At 65.2% G+C, this 13,889-nt stretch carries 11 protein-coding genes and 1 pseudogene; 3 read left to right on the forward strand and 9 right to left on the reverse strand.

Annotated elements, in window-relative coordinates:
* Positions 1-26 precede the first annotated feature (26 nt).
* From MSIMFI_RS22635 to MSIMFI_RS22645, 3 genes and pseudogenes are all read left to right on the forward strand, one after another.
* A pseudogene (locus MSIMFI_RS22635) lies at positions 27-2,508 on the forward strand (CoA transferase).
* A gap of 18 nt (positions 2,509-2,526) precedes the next feature.
* Positions 2,527-4,023 (forward strand): acetyl-CoA acetyltransferase, encoded by a 1,497-nt coding sequence (locus tag MSIMFI_RS22640; RefSeq protein ID WP_191499253.1) that lies wholly within the window; start codon positions 2,527-2,529, stop codon positions 4,021-4,023.
* A 136-nt stretch (positions 4,024-4,159) separates the two neighbouring features.
* Positions 4,160-6,268 (forward strand): Rossmann-fold NAD(P)-binding domain-containing protein, encoded by a 2,109-nt coding sequence (locus tag MSIMFI_RS22645; protein WP_191499799.1) that lies wholly within the window; start codon positions 4,160-4,162, stop codon positions 6,266-6,268.
* Positions 6,269-6,271: 3 nt separating this feature from the next.
* Here MSIMFI_RS22645 and MSIMFI_RS22650 read toward each other — a convergent pair whose 3' ends face one another.
* The 9 genes from MSIMFI_RS22650 to MSIMFI_RS22690 form a co-directional block, all read right to left on the reverse strand.
* Entirely contained in the window at positions 6,272-7,516 is a 1,245-nt protein-coding gene (locus MSIMFI_RS22650) for an NAD(P)/FAD-dependent oxidoreductase (RefSeq protein WP_191499254.1), read from the reverse strand.
* A 52-nt stretch (positions 7,517-7,568) separates the two neighbouring features.
* The gene (locus tag MSIMFI_RS22655) at positions 7,569-8,294 is read right to left on the reverse strand and encodes a DUF72 domain-containing protein (RefSeq protein WP_191499255.1); all 726 of its coding nucleotides are present in this window, start codon (positions 8,292-8,294) and stop codon (positions 7,569-7,571) included.
* A gap of 7 nt (positions 8,295-8,301) precedes the next feature.
* Positions 8,302-8,937, reverse strand: coding sequence for an HhH-GDP family DNA glycosylase (locus MSIMFI_RS22660; RefSeq protein WP_191499256.1), 636 nt, complete (start codon positions 8,935-8,937; stop codon positions 8,302-8,304).
* A 42-nt stretch (positions 8,938-8,979) separates the two neighbouring features.
* Entirely contained in the window at positions 8,980-9,312 is a 333-nt protein-coding gene (locus MSIMFI_RS22665) for a TfoX/Sxy family protein (RefSeq protein WP_191499257.1), read from the reverse strand.
* A 10-nt stretch (positions 9,313-9,322) separates the two neighbouring features.
* Positions 9,323-9,712, reverse strand: a complete 390-nt coding sequence (locus MSIMFI_RS22670; RefSeq protein WP_191499258.1) for a nitroreductase family deazaflavin-dependent oxidoreductase — start codon at positions 9,710-9,712, stop codon at positions 9,323-9,325.
* Between the two features lie 22 nt (positions 9,713-9,734).
* Positions 9,735-10,223, reverse strand: a complete 489-nt coding sequence (locus tag MSIMFI_RS22675; protein ID WP_191499259.1) for a hypothetical protein — start codon at positions 10,221-10,223, stop codon at positions 9,735-9,737.
* A gap of 138 nt (positions 10,224-10,361) precedes the next feature.
* Positions 10,362-10,715, reverse strand: a complete 354-nt coding sequence (locus tag MSIMFI_RS22680; protein ID WP_186243288.1) for a hypothetical protein — start codon at positions 10,713-10,715, stop codon at positions 10,362-10,364.
* A 186-nt stretch (positions 10,716-10,901) separates the two neighbouring features.
* Positions 10,902-13,229 (reverse strand): endopeptidase La, encoded by a 2,328-nt coding sequence (lon, locus tag MSIMFI_RS22685; RefSeq protein ID WP_191499260.1) that lies wholly within the window; start codon positions 13,227-13,229, stop codon positions 10,902-10,904.
* Positions 13,230-13,311: 82 nt separating this feature from the next.
* Positions 13,312-13,884: a CGNR zinc finger domain-containing protein gene (locus MSIMFI_RS22690; RefSeq protein ID WP_191499261.1), complete on the reverse strand. Its 573-nt coding sequence runs from the start codon at positions 13,882-13,884 to the stop codon at positions 13,312-13,314.
* Positions 13,885-13,889: the final 5 nt, after the last annotated feature.

The following is a 13,889-nucleotide window of genomic DNA, read 5'->3' on the forward strand; positions in this document are numbered from 1 at the left end:
CCCGGCGGGGCGGCTACGGTAAGCAGATGGCCGACAGGCTGCTTGCTGGGGTACGCGTTCTCGACTTGGCCGGTGCCGAGGCCGACGCGGTGACCCGTCTGCTCGCCGACCTGGGTGCAGACGTTCTCAAGGTGGAGCCTCCCGGCGGTAGCGCGACGCGCCGGATGCTGCCCACGTTGGCCGGTGCGGGGATCGCGTTCGCCGTGCACAACGCGAACAAGCGCAGCGCGGTGCTGGACCCTCTCAGCGAAGACGACCGCCGCCAGCTCCTCGATCTGGCCGCAACAGCCGACATCGTCGTCGACAGCGGCCTTCCAGGACAGGCCGCCGAGTACGGGACGTCATGTGCCGAACTCGCCGATCGGTATGACACGCTCGTGGCGCTGTCGATCACCGACTTCGGGGCCGCGGGTCCGCGATCGTCCTGGCGGGCAACCGATCCCGTGTTGTACGCAATGTCAGGTTCGCTGTCACGGTCGGGTCCCACCACGGGCACGCCGGTGTTGCCGCCGGAAGGAATCGCTTCGGCAACCGCCGCCGTGCAGGCCGCGTGGGCCGTGCTGGTCGCCTACTACAACAGATTACGTTGCGGGACAGGTGATTACATCGACTTCGCACGCTTCGACGCCGTTGTGATGGCGCTTGATCCGGCATTCGGCGCGCACGGACAGGTCGCCGCCGGCATCCGCAGCAGTGATCGGTGGCGAGGCCGCCCCAAGAACCAGGACGCCTACCCGATCTATCCCTGCAAAGACGGCTTCGTCCGGTTATGTGTGATGGCGCCGCGGCAATGGCACGGCCTGCGCCGCTGGTTGGGGGAGCCAACCGACTATCAAGACCCCAAGTACGACGTCATCGGCGCGCGTTTCGCCGCATGGCAGCAAATCAGCGTGCTGGTCGGCCTCATTTGCCGAAAAGACCATGAAGGAGCTGGTCGCCGCGGGACAGGCGCACGGGGTGCCGATCGCTGCGGTGCTGACGCCGTCGCGAATCCTGGCCTCCGAACACTTCCAGGCGGTGGGCGCCATCACCGACGCCGAACTCGTCCCCGGCCTGCATACCCGCGTGCCGACCGGATATTTCGTCGTCGACGAGCGGCGCTGCGGTTTCCGCACCCCCGCCCCGACGCCCGGACAGGACGGACCGCGCTGGCTGGCCGCCCCAGCACCGACACCGGCGCCGTCCGGTCGGGTGGGCGGATATCCGCTTCAGGGGCTGCGAATTCTGGATCTCGGGATCATCGTCGCCGGCGGCGAGCTGAGCCGGCTGTTCGGCGACCTGGGCGCCGAAGTCATCAAGGTCGAAAGCGCTGAGTATCCCGATGGACTGCGGCAAGCGCGCACCGGCGACGCGATGAGTGAGTCATTCGCCTGGACGCACCGCAATCACCTGGCCCTTGGCCTGAACCTGCGCGACACCGAGGGCAAGGCGATCTTCGCCCGGCTGGTCGCCGAGGCTGACGCGGTCTTCGCCAATTTCAAACCGGGAACCCTTACCTCCCTTGGGTTTTCTTACGAGGCACTGCATGCGCTCAACCCGCGGATCGTGCTCGCCGGCAGCAGCGCGTTCGGTAATAGGGGGCCGTGGAGCACCCGGATGGGCTACGGACCGCTGGTCCGCGCCGCCACCGGTGTCACCCGGCTTTGGACCTCCGAAGAGGCGAGCACTGACGCCTCGAAGCATGCCTTTTTCGACGCGACGACGATCTTCCCCGACCATGTTGTTGGGCGCGTCGGCGCTGTGCTTGCGCTGGCAGCGCTGATCCACCGCGATCGAACCGGCGATGGAGCCCACGTTCATATCTCGCAGGCTGAAGTCGTCGTGAATCAACTGGACACGCTGTTCGTTACCGAGGCCGCCCGGGCGGCCGGCGTAGCCAAGATCCGCAACGACGCCAGCGTGCACGCGGCCTACCCATGCGCCGGCGACGACGAATGGTGCGTCATCTCAATCCGTTCCGATAACGAATGGCGTTGTGCTACATCCGTTTTCGGCCAGTCTGAACTGGCGGACGACCCGCGCTTCGCGACAGGAGAGTCACGCATCGCACACCGGGCGGAGTTGGTGACACTGGTGTCGGCATGGACCAGCACTCGCAGCCCAGTGCAGGTGGCCGAAGCATTGCAGTCGGCTGGGGTTCCGGCCGGCCCGATGAACCGCCCGCCAGACATCCTCGAGGATCCGCAGTTGATCGAGCGGAAACTGCTGGCCGATATGGTTCATCCCCTCATCACCCGTCCACTACCAGCGGAGACGGGGCCGGCGCCGTTTCGCCAAATCCCGCCGGCGCCGCAACGCCCGGCGCCGCAGCCGGGTCAGGACACTTGGGAGATCTGCCGGCGGTTGCTAGGCATGAGCCCGAAGGAGACCGCGCGCTTGATCGCTCGCGGCGCGCTGTTCGGGCCGACCGGCACCTCCGAGAGTCGCGCTAGAGTGACGTTCGGTGGCGACCGCAACACCAGCGTGACGCTCGGCCCCACGGCCGCCGGTAATCGACCCGATTCATAGTCACGCTAAGTTAAAGCCATGCCCGTCGACCCCAGGACACCGGTATTGATCGGCTATGGCCAGGTCAACCATCGCGACGAAATCGACCCGGAAAAGCGGTCCATCGAACCGGTCGACCTCATGGTCTTCGCGGCCCAGCGAGCTGCGGACCCCCGGGTGCTCGAGGCCGTGGATTCCGTCCGCGTGGTGCACATGCTCTCGGCGCACTACCGAAATCCCGGCCAACTCGTCGGCGAACGCCTCCACGCCAAGAAATTCGTCGCTAGCTACAGCAGCATCGGCGGCAACACGCCACAATCACTGCTCAGCCAGGCATGCCTGGACATTCAGCGGGGACGAGCCGGCGTAGTGCTCATTGCCGGCGCCGAAACCTGGCGTACCCGCAGCGGACTCAAGTCCCAGGGCAGCAAATTGGTGTGGACGATTCAGGACGAATCCGTTCCGCTGCCCGAAATCGCCGGTCACGACGTGCAAATGGCAGGTGCGGCCGAGCTGAAGATCCGCCTGGACCGGCCCGCCTACGTGTATCCGCTTTTCGAGCAGGCGCTGCGAATCGCCAATGGCGAATCGATGGCAGACCACCGCAAGCGAGTCGGCCAGTTGTGGGCGCGGTTCAACGCCGTCGCGGTCAACAATCCCAACGCGTGGATCCGCAAGCCGGTGACCGCCGAGGATGTCTGGCAACCCGGACCTCAGAACCGCATGATCAGCTGGCCCTACACCAAGTTGATGAACTCCAACAACATGGTTGACCAAGGCGCCGCGCTGATTCTGACCTCAGTTGAGCAGGCGACACGCCTAAAGATTCCCGCCGATCGCTGGGTCTACCCCCAGGCGGGCACCGACGCTCACGACACCCCTGCCATCGCCGAGCGCGCCGAGCTGCATCGGTCGACGGCAATCCGGATCGCCGGTGCGCGGGCGTTGGAGCTGGCGGGCATCGACGACATTGGCGGAATTGACTATGTCGACCCGTACTCATGCTTTCCCTCCGCTGTTCAGGTCGCCGCGGGCGAGCTAGGCCTCGATTCCGACGATCCCGCCCGGCCGCTTACCGTCACCGGTGGACTGACCTTCGCCGGCGGCCCGTGGAGCAACTACGTCACCCATTCCATCGCCACCATGGCGGAGCTGCTGGCGGCAAACCCCGGACGACGTGGCCTGATCACCGCCAACGGCGGCTACCTGACCAAGCACAGCTTCGGCATCTACAGCACCGAGCCGCCTCCTAAAGACCGCGCATTCCGCTGGGAAGATGTGCAATCAGCCGTGGATCGGGAACCCACCACTACCGGCGTCCTCGATTGGGAGGGCGTGGGCACCGTCGAAGCGTGGACGACACCGTTCAATCGAGACGGCGAGCCGGAGAAGGCCTTTCTGGCGGTCCGCACGCCAGAGGGCTCGCGCAGCTTGGCCGTGATCGCCGACCCCGCTTCGGCCGCGGCTACTGTGAATGAGGACATCGCCGGCGCCAAGGTTGCAGTCGCCGCCGACGGCAGCGCCACGCTGCAGTAACCGGGCGCGGGGCAGCACAGCAGGATGAGGGCCTGCTGCGAAGTCACGGTTAAGGTCACGTTCAAGCGTCAATAGTCGCGGAAGCAACGCCGACGTGCCTATTGTCATGGAGAGAGGTTGGGGGAGGTGAGGCCAGCTGCAGGTCCTGGTTACCGACGCCACAAGCACCGTCGGGCGGTTGGTCACACGCCAATTGATCGCGGCCGGACACACGGTCAGCGGCATAGCGCCCTACTCACACGACTGCCTGGACGCGGGCGTCGATTTCGTTTGCGCGTCGCTGCGCGACCCGGTGCTGCTCGAGTTAGCCGCCGAAGCCGACGCGGTGATCCATCTCGCGCCGATCGACACTAGCGCGCCGGGTGGCGCCGGCATCAACGGCCTCGCCCATGTGACCCATGCGGCCGCCCGAGCCGGTGCCCGGCTGCTGTTCGTCTCCCAAGCCGCTGGACGCCCGGAACTCTACGCGCAGGCCGAGACGTTGGTGTCCACCGGTTGGGCGCCGAGCTTGATCATTCGGATCGCGCCTCCGGTCGGCCGGCAGCTGGACTGGATGGTGTGCCGTACGGTTGCCACGCTAATGCGCAGCAAACTCTCTGCTCGGCCAATGCGGATGCTCCACCTCGACGACCTAGTCCGCTTCCTGGTGTTGGCGATAAACACCGACCGTCATGGTGTGGTTGACCTGGCCACCCCGGACACCACAAATGTGATCACTGCCTGGCGATTGCTGCGCTCGGTCGACCCGCGGATGCGGCTGCACGGTGTTCGCGGCTGGGCCGAGTTGATTCCCCAAATCGATATCACGACGGCACAAGAAGATTGGCAGTTCGAATACGGCTGGCAAGCGCTCGACGCGATCGTCGACACCGGGCGAGGACTCGTCGGCCGCAAACTCGGTCCCGCCGGCGCGACCAGCGGGTCAGGCCCGCTGTCGCTACCGGTAGACACCATCCCGCGGTTCGAGCCCTCCGACGGCGCACCCTTGAGCTGCGCGGCGCCCGATGGCCTGGAGGGCGAATTCGACGACCGGATCGATCCGCGGTTCCCGGTCTTCAGCGCCACGACACTAGCCGAGGCGCTACCGGGACCGCTGACCCCGATCACGCTGGACGTCCAGTTGAGCGGCCTGCGGGCGGCCGGTAGGACGATGGGTCAGGTGTTAGCGCTTGGCGATGTGGTTGCCGATGAATGGGGCAGTCGGGCGATCGCGGTTTTCGGTCATCGCCCTTACGTCGGGGTGTCGGCCAACATCGTGGCTGCCACCCAATTGCCCGGCTGGGACGAGCAAGCCGTCGCCGAGCGCACCCTGGGCGGGCAAAAGCTCAAGCCACAGCCCTCCGACTTGCTGCCGTTGGGTCCGCCTCAACTGGCGACTGGACCGCTCGGGTCGGTCGCCAAAGCGCTCGCCACGGCGCGGTCGCTGGCCCTGCTGCGCCATCTCCGGTCCGATACCCAGGCCTACGTTGCCGCCGCGACGGCCGAACATCTCGATGAGGGACAGCTCACCTCGCTACCGGACGCCAGCCTTGAAGTTCGGATACGACTGCTGCGGGATCGGATCCACCAGGGCTGGATTCTCACGGCGCTGTGGGTGATCGACACCGGCGTCACCGCTGCGACGCTGGAACACACTCGCGCGGGATCCAGCGTGTCCGGAGTTGGGCTAATCATGGAAAGCGACCGCATCGCGGCCGAAACCGTCTCGCTGGCGGCGGTGTTGCGCACCGATTCGCTGCTATCCGGCCTGGCATCCGAAGGCAACGTCGCCAGCATCCGGGCACTGTCTCCGGCCGCCGCTGCGGCTCTGGACGAAGCGGTAACCCAGCTCGGACACCGCGGGCGCGGAGAAGCCGAGCTGGCCAATCCGACGTTTGGCGACGATCCGGCACAACTGCTGATGACTGCGGCCGAATTCGCTGCAGCACCGCACGAGCCGGCGCCACCGCTCAAGTTGTCGCAGCGATTAGCCGCCAGCGCTCGCCGTTCCCGCGAGCTGGCTCATGACACCACCATCCGGTTTACCCATGAGCTTCGGATGACATTGCGCGAGCTGGGATCTCGCCGAGTTGCAGCGGACCTTATCGACGTCGGTGACGACGTGTACTACCTGACCTGCGATGAGCTCGTCACCATGCCGGCCGACGCCCGCCTCCGAATCAAGCGCCGTCGCACCGAGCGGGAACGCCTGCAGGCGCAACACCCGCCCGACATCATCGACCACACCTGGAATCCCACTGAATAGTGCTCAATTCACCAGCTCGCCTAGTGGCGACTGCGGATCGGCCAGACGCTCGGCGTCAACGGGAGTCCTCGATTGGATCAGGCCTTTGACGTCGTCGAGGACATCCCAGATGTTGACGTTCATCCCGGCTAGCACACGGTTGTCGCCGTCGAGCCAGAATGCGACGAACTCGCGCTTGGCGACGTCGCCGCGGAAAACCACCCGGTCAAAACTTGGCGCATGCCCCGCATACTCCATCCCAAGGTCGTACTGATCGGTGAAGAAGTAGGGCAGCTCGGCGTATTCTCCTGGCCGGCCAAGCATCCCGGCGACCGCCACCGCGGGTTGCTTCAGCGCGTTGGCCCAGTGCTCGGTACGGATCCGAGTGCCAAAGAGCGGATGTTGCGCGGCAGCGATGTCGCCGACAGCGTAGATGTCGGAATCGCTGGTGCGTAACGACGTATCGACCAGTACGCCGCCTGCGTCGGAGCCTGAGCCGAGCGCTAGCCCCGCCTGCTCGGCCAGTTCGATATTGGGCTTCGCGCCAACGGCCACCAGCACGGCATCGGCGGAGACGGTCGACCCGTCGCCCATCCTGAGGCCGGTGGCCTTGCCGTCGGACGTGGTGATTTCGGCGACCTGCGCCTGCAGCCGTAGGTCCACGCCGTGGTCGCGGTGCAGGTTGGCAAAGACTTCGCCGACGGTTTCGCCGAGCGCGGCCAGCAGTGGTTGTTTGGCCGTTTCGACGACGGTGACGTCGACGCCACGCTGACGAGCCCCGGCGGCGACTTCCAGGCCGATCCAGCCGGCGCCGACCACTGCCAACGAAAACCCCTCGGCCAGTACCGAATTCAGCGCATGCGCGTCGTCATAGGTGCGCAAGTAATGAACTCCGGCGGCGTCGGATCCGGGTATCGGTGGGCGACGCGACCCCGATCCCGTCGCTAGTAACAGCTTGTCGTAGTGCACCGTGGTGTCGTCGGCCAGTCCGACACAGTGGGCCGCGGGATCCAGCGATATCGCCCGCAAGTTGAGTCTCAGGTCGACGTGATTATCGCGGTACCAATCAGAATTGTGCACCGTGAAGTCATTCAGTGACTTCTTACCGGCAAGGTATTCCTTGGATAATGGCGGGCGCTCGTACGGCAGCAGCTCCTCTTCGCTGACGAGGATGATTTGACCGTCGAAGTCGTTGTCTCGCAGCGCTTCTACCGCTTTGGCCGCGGCAAGTCCGCCGCCCACTATGACGAATGTTGTCGACCCAGCCATGATCGCTACTCCATTCTGTTTTCGCCGAATTTTCCACCCTACTCGGGCATGCCTAACCCAAAAGTTTCCGCAGCGACAACGCATTCCGGACGGCGTGACCGCCCAGGTCGTTGTTGAAGTACATCCACACGTCGCGCCCTTCGGCAGTCCAGGTACTGATGCGCTGGGCCCACCGCGCCAATTCGTCACGAAGGTAGGAACCCGCGTACATCGCGTTCTGATCGGAGCCGTGCATCCGGACATACACCACGTCGGCGGTGGCCCGCGGGATACAAGCCAGGCCGCCGCCGCTCATCACCACATATGCGGCGCGGTGGCGTTCCAGCACCGCATAGACCGCCGGGTGGTCCCAGGACGGATGTCGCAGTTCGACGGCAACCCGGATCGGCGAAGGCACGCCGTCCAGGAAGGAGTCCAGGCGAGCATCATCGCGGTGCTGCTCGGGATGCAGTTGAACGAGCAGCATCCCGTGGCGGTCGCCCAACACCTGCCAGCAGCGTTGGAATCGTTCGATCCAAGGTCCGGGTGACGCTAGCCGGCGGTAGTGGGTTAGCCCGCGGTGCGCCTTGATCGACATGGTGAACCCATTCGGCAGCTGGTCGCGCCACCCGGCGAAGGTCGAGTCCTTGGGCCAGCGGTAGAAGCTGGCATTCAATTCCACCGTGTCGAACACCTCGGCGTAGCGCGCTAGCCGGTCCCCAATAGGCAGGCCGAGCGGGTACAGCACGTCGGTCCAATGGTCATACGACCATCCGGAGGTGCCGATTCGGACGGTCATCACCGGATCAACCGGCCACCTGCCGGCGCATGTCGGCATCCAGCGACGTTCGCACGAGCGCGGCCGCCAGCCGCGCGTTGGTGCGCGGCGCTAAGGCGGAAAGCTCCGCCGGATCGGTGGGCAGGCGCAATGCCTTGGCCGCAACAATGGCGCGGTCGTCGAAGTATGGTCGCACCCAGGTCCACACATCCTGCACCTCGCGCAGATAGATGTCGGCAGCTGTGTCTCCAATCCCGTTGAACTGCTTGAGGGTTCGTCTAGCCGCCGCCGGATCATGCTGGCTGCGCCGAGGGATTTGCCGCAAGTCTCCGGCGAATTCGTCTCGCACCCGCTCGGCCATGTCGGTAAGCCGGGTAGCCGAACTCTCGTCGTACCGCACGTAATGGGCGCGGCCGAACGCCTTGATCATTGCGTCCCGATCGGATGCCAACACGGATTTCGGTGTACGTAAGCCCGCCTCGAAGAGTTCCCGCGCCGCGCGCATGGCGACCGTGGCGTCGATGGGTTTGCTCGCCAGCATGCACAACACCAACAGCTGAAACAGCGGCATGGGCGTGTCCTTCAGCCGGATTCCCGCCTCCTCGGCGTACGTGGTCCCGGCGACCTTGAGCAGTCGTCGCACTCGTTGCTCGGACTTGTCCATAAACGCGGCGTACCCGCACCGCGTCATCGCAAACCGAGCCGGTCATTTGGGAGGCAAGCTGCGTGCGTAACCGGCACCCCGCGAGACCCAACTGGCAAGCTGGCGTTTGGTTTTCACGCCGTCGGCGGCGACCCGCAACCAGCCGCGGGTTTCTCGGCCTGCCATCACCATCGGGCTAACGTGCGCACGGCCTAGGAGCGTGTCGGTGTCGTCCGGCGGCACCCGCACCAGCAGTCCGCCCTGACCACTGACGGCGACGGCCATGTGTCCACCAATCAGGAATGCAAGACCGCCGAACATCTGCTTCTCATCGACCCCAGGCTGGGATGCCAGTAGCTCGCGAATACGGTTCGCGAGGTCGGTGTCGTAGGCCATGACGTCGGTGTCAGTCCAAATCCACCCGGATCGTCAGCAGGTCGGTGCCCATGGTCCGCACTCCCGCGCTATTGAGCCTGGGCAGGCTGCGCAGCCGGTCGCGCGGTTCATCGTCGGGCAGCAGATGCGCCGTTCCGCTGCGCCACTTGCCACCGATACGTACCCGAACGGCGGGGTTGGCCTTGATGTTGTAGACGTAATCCGAGTGCTCGCCGTGTTCGGAAACCATCCAGAACTTGTTGTCGACCACACTTCCGCCCACCGCAGTCCGCCGTGGCTGTCCTGACTTGCGGCCCGTGGTTTCGAGCATGGTCACCGGCAGTTGCCTCCCAATCGGATTGACCACCAGCCGCTGAACGCGATGAACGACCTGCCGTTTCAAATCTCGAAAGTCCGCCATAACTTTCGATTCTGCACCGATATTAGGCAGGCCGCGGGGCCGGGACACCGACGGCGCGCAACACCCATTCCCTGGGGACGGTTAACAGCAACGACCGGCGGGGAACGGTGGTCAACACCGCCTCGGGGATCGCGGTCTTGTAATGCATGGACAACCGTCCGGAAAACCCGGGGTCGACTTGGCTGACGTCGACCTCGATTGCCAGACCGCTTGCGGACAAGTCGGCTTTCACCGGGCCCTCGTCAGGTTCATCCCAGCGCTTATCGATGGCTCGCCCGGCGACCTTCGGCACCGTCGACAACGTGCCGAGGACCCGCTGGGAAGTGAGTACCAGGGCTCCAACGTAACTGCGGATGTTTCCCTTGGCGGCCATGCCCGGGACCGAACCGCTGAATCGGAAGGTGACGGGGACGAACTCGGCAAGATGGAGGATTCCCTCTGGTTCGAGTTCGGCCCGCATGTCGGCGGGTAGCTTGCCAATGCCAAGAATTCTGCGCAGGATCACGGCCATCCCTGCACAGTAACGGCCTCGGCGCAGCGGCGAGCCACTTTGCTCGAGCATTGATGTTTGTCGGGCCCTCGGATGAAGCACCGACCAACGCCGCGAAGACAGGCGCCGCCATGCCGGCGGCGCCTGTCCGAGTAGCTGCTACGTTGCGTACGGAACGAACGGACCACCAGGCACGTAGACGCCCCAAGCGGATACCTCCGGATTCCACACGATCGGATACGCCACTACTGAATTGGGCGGCATCCAGACAGCAGGAAGCCCGTAGCTGACCGGGTCATTGTAGTGGCCCGGCGGGGGAGCTCCACGCTGTCCCGGCGGAAGCGGAGTGCCTGCGCCATCGCAGTTGACGCCCGGACCCCCGGGGCAAATCGGCACCGGCGGCGGAACGGGATCATACGGATCGGCTTGCGCCAACCCGGCACCAAACCCGAGCGCTCCGAACGCAAAACCACCAGCGATCGCCGTACTAGCTGCGACTTTCTTCAGTTTCATGGTGAACTCCTTGTCGAGCAGTCTGGCTGCATCGTCGACTTGTGCACGACCCCCCGATCAGGGCGGACGGGCAGTGGTATGACCCCCTCAGCGGCCGGTTACCCAGTACCGAGGAAAGCTAAAACAGGACATTCCAGGGGTCTCGCCGGCGATGGCAAGCCACCGCAGGCGAGCAACCCAGAGCTGTCAGGCGGCGACCGTGGCGGTCTTGGCCGCAGGTTCCAGCGCCTGCCCGACGATCTCCGCCACGTCACTCATGGGCTTGACTGTCAGGGCATCGAGCACCTCGGCAGGGACGTCATCCAAATCGGGCTCGTTGCGCGCCGGTATGAAAACCGTTGACAGACCGGCACGTTGGGCGGCCAGCAGCTTCTGCTTGACACCACCGATCGGCAACACCCGGCCGTTCAACGTGACTTCGCCAGTCATGCCGACATCGGACCGGACCTGACGCCCGGTGGCCATGGAGACCAACGCCGTCACCATGGTCACCCCGGCCGACGGCCCGTCTTTGGGCACCGCACCGGCCGGCACGTGCACGTGAATGCGCCGATCCAGCACCTTGGGGTCAACGCCCAACTCCGTCGCATGTGATCGCACGTAGGACAGCGCGATCTGCGCCGACTCCTTCATCACGTCACCCAACTGCCCCGTCAGCTGGAGCCCTGGTTCCCCGTCGGTTGCTCCGGCTTCGATATAGAGCACGTCGCCGCCCAATCCGGTGACCGCCAGGCCGGTGGCCACGCCGGGCACCGCGGTGCGTTCTGCCGACTCGGGTGTGAACCGCGGCCGGCCCAGGTAGCCAACCAAATCGGGCTCGTCAACGGTGACGGGCGCGGGGTTCTCGGCCAGCTTCGTGGTCACCTTGCGCAGCGCCTTGGCGAGTAAACGCTCGAATTGACGCACGCCAGGCTCGCGGGTGTAGTCGGCGGCGATCTTGCGCAACGCGGCGTCGCTGACCATGACCTCCTCAACGGTCAGCGCAGCCCGCTCCCGCTGTCGGGGCAGCAGGTAGTCACGGGCGATGGCAACCTTGTCGTCCTCGGTGTAGCCGTCGATCTGCACCAGCTCCATCCGGTCCAGCAACGCCGACGGGATGTTCTCAATCACGTTGGCGGTAGCCAGAAACACCACATCGGAGAGGTCTAGATCCAGATCCAAGTAGTGGTCGCGGAAGGTGTGGTTCTGCGCCGGGTCGAGCACCTCGAGCAGCGCCGCACTCGGGTCGCCGCGGTAGTCGGAGCCTACCTTGTCGATTTCGTCCAGCAGCACAACGGGATTCATCGATCCTGCTTCGCCGATCGCTCGCACGATGCGGCCTGGTAGCGCGCCGACATAAGTGCGCCGGTGCCCCCGGATCTCGGCTTCGTCGCGCACGCCGCCCAACGCCACGCGCACGAACTTGCGGCCCAGTGCCCTGGCCACGCTCTCACCCAAGGATGTCTTGCCGACACCCGGGGGACCGGCCAGCACCATGACCGCGCCGGAACCGCGACCACCGACGACCTGCAGCCCACGTTGAGCGCGGCGAGTACGCACCGCCAGATATTCGACGATGCGGTCCTTGACGTCCTCTAGTCCGTGGTGGTCGGCATCCAGAATTTCCCGCGCCGCTGCCAAGTCCGTCGAATCCTCGGTCCGGACGTTCCACGGCAGGTCGAGCACGGTATCCAGCCACGTACGGATCCAGCCGCTTTCCGGGCTTTGGTCGCTGGCCCGTTCCAGCTTGCTGACCTCGCGTAGCGCTGCCTCGCGAACCTTTTCGGGCAAACCGGCGGCCTCGACGCGAGCCCGGTAAGCCGTGTCTTCGGGACCCTCCGGTCCCAACTCGCCGAGTTCCTTGCGGATGGCGGCCAGCTGTTGGCGCAGCAGGAACTCCTTCTGCGTCTTTTCCATGCCGGTCCGCACATCTTCGGCGATCTTTTCGTTCACCTCGACTTCGGCCAGATGTTCGCCGGTCCAGTCGATCAGGACCCGCAGCCGTTCTGCGACATCCGCAGTCTCTAGCAACTGCCGCTTCTGCACATTGGTCAGGTAGGACGCATACCCTGATGTGTCCGCCAGTGCCGACAGATCGGTCAGGCTGTTGACGTAGTCAACGATCTGCCAGGCTTCACGGCGTTGCAGCATGGCCAGCAGCAGTTTCTTGTATTCGGCTGCCAGAGCCTTGATCTCGTCGGTCACCTCCGCCTGAGGGACCTCGGTCACCTCGACCCATAGCGCCGCACCCGGCCCGGTAGCTCCGGCTCCGATGTGCGCCCTGTGCTCGCCGCGCACGACCGCGGCGCTGCCACCACCGGCCATGCGTCCAACCTGCAGGATTTTCGCCACCACGCCGTGGGTCGGGTAGCGGTCCGCCAACCGGGGGGCGATAAGCAGCTGACCCGACTCGCTCGCCTGAGCGGCGTCAACCGCCACGCGTGCGGCGTCGTCAAGCGCAATCGGCAGCACCATTCCGGGCAAGACGATCTCGTCGGTGACAAACAAAACTGGCAACGACATGGCTTCAGCCATCAATCCTCCAAAGTTAAGCCTGATGCGCTCAACTCGGTAGCGTCCCGGTTTGTTCCCCGAGATGGCGAGACTCGTTACGCAGCTAGTTGTGGATCGCGGGCTGCTCTGAACGCGCCGAAGCGCGCTGGCGTGCCCGGAAGGCTTCGACCTTGGCGCGGTTGCCACATTTGATCCCGCACCACTGTCGGTTCTTTGCTCGCGACGAGTCTATGAAGAGGCGGGTGCAACCCGGGTCGACGCAGCGCTTTACGTACTCGATGTCGGCACCCGCAAGGAGATCCAACAGATCCGCGGCCAGGGTGGCGAGCAGTTGCGCTGTGGTGCCTTCGCGACGAGCGAAGCCCGTTCGCTGCAATCGCAGCGTGAGCTGGCGCTGGCAGGCTCGCTCGTTGAGAAGGTTGACATCGCCAGGCTTGGGCCGGCGCTGCTCGAGCCGGGCCATAACCGACCGGTAAATGGCCTCGCGCAACTCGATAGCGGCCGCGAGATCGCTGTCCGTGACATCGATCGCGGTGTCCACCAGCCCAGCTTGAACCGCCCAGTCGGACAACCGTTCCGGGTGCGTCAACAGTTCCTCCGACGCGGGACTTCCGCGGTATCGCACGGTGCCCGCGAAGTCGAGGCAGCGGCGGCCGCTGACGAAGCGAAACGTCACGTAAC

The organism is Mycobacterium simulans, assembly GCF_900232995.1.
Taxonomy (GTDB): Bacteria; Actinomycetota; Actinomycetes; order Mycobacteriales; family Mycobacteriaceae; genus Mycobacterium; species Mycobacterium simulans.

What these genes read in the sequence shown, in the direction of transcription:
- MSIMFI_RS22640 (WP_191499253.1), top strand. Translation starts at nt 2,527, where the DNA reads ATGCCCGTCGACCCCAGGACACCGGTATTGATCGGCTATGGCCAGGTC.
- MSIMFI_RS22650 (WP_191499254.1), bottom strand. Translation starts at nt 7,516, where the DNA reads ATGGCTGGGTCGACAACATTCGTCATAGTGGGCGGCGGACTTGCCGCG.
- MSIMFI_RS22655 (WP_191499255.1), bottom strand. Translation starts at nt 8,294, where the DNA reads ATGACCGTCCGAATCGGCACCTCCGGATGGTCGTATGACCATTGGACC.
- MSIMFI_RS22660 (WP_191499256.1), bottom strand. Translation starts at nt 8,937, where the DNA reads ATGGACAAGTCCGAGCAACGAGTGCGACGACTGCTCAAGGTCGCCGGG.
- MSIMFI_RS22665 (WP_191499257.1), bottom strand. Translation starts at nt 9,312, where the DNA reads ATGGCCTACGACACCGACCTCGCGAACCGTATTCGCGAGCTACTGGCA.
- MSIMFI_RS22670 (WP_191499258.1), bottom strand. Translation starts at nt 9,712, where the DNA reads ATGGCGGACTTTCGAGATTTGAAACGGCAGGTCGTTCATCGCGTTCAG.
- MSIMFI_RS22675 (WP_191499259.1), bottom strand. Translation starts at nt 10,223, where the DNA reads ATGGCCGTGATCCTGCGCAGAATTCTTGGCATTGGCAAGCTACCCGCC.
- MSIMFI_RS22680 (WP_186243288.1), bottom strand. Translation starts at nt 10,715, where the DNA reads ATGAAACTGAAGAAAGTCGCAGCTAGTACGGCGATCGCTGGTGGTTTT.
- lon (WP_191499260.1), bottom strand. Translation starts at nt 13,229, where the DNA reads ATGGCTGAAGCCATGTCGTTGCCAGTTTTGTTTGTCACCGACGAGATC.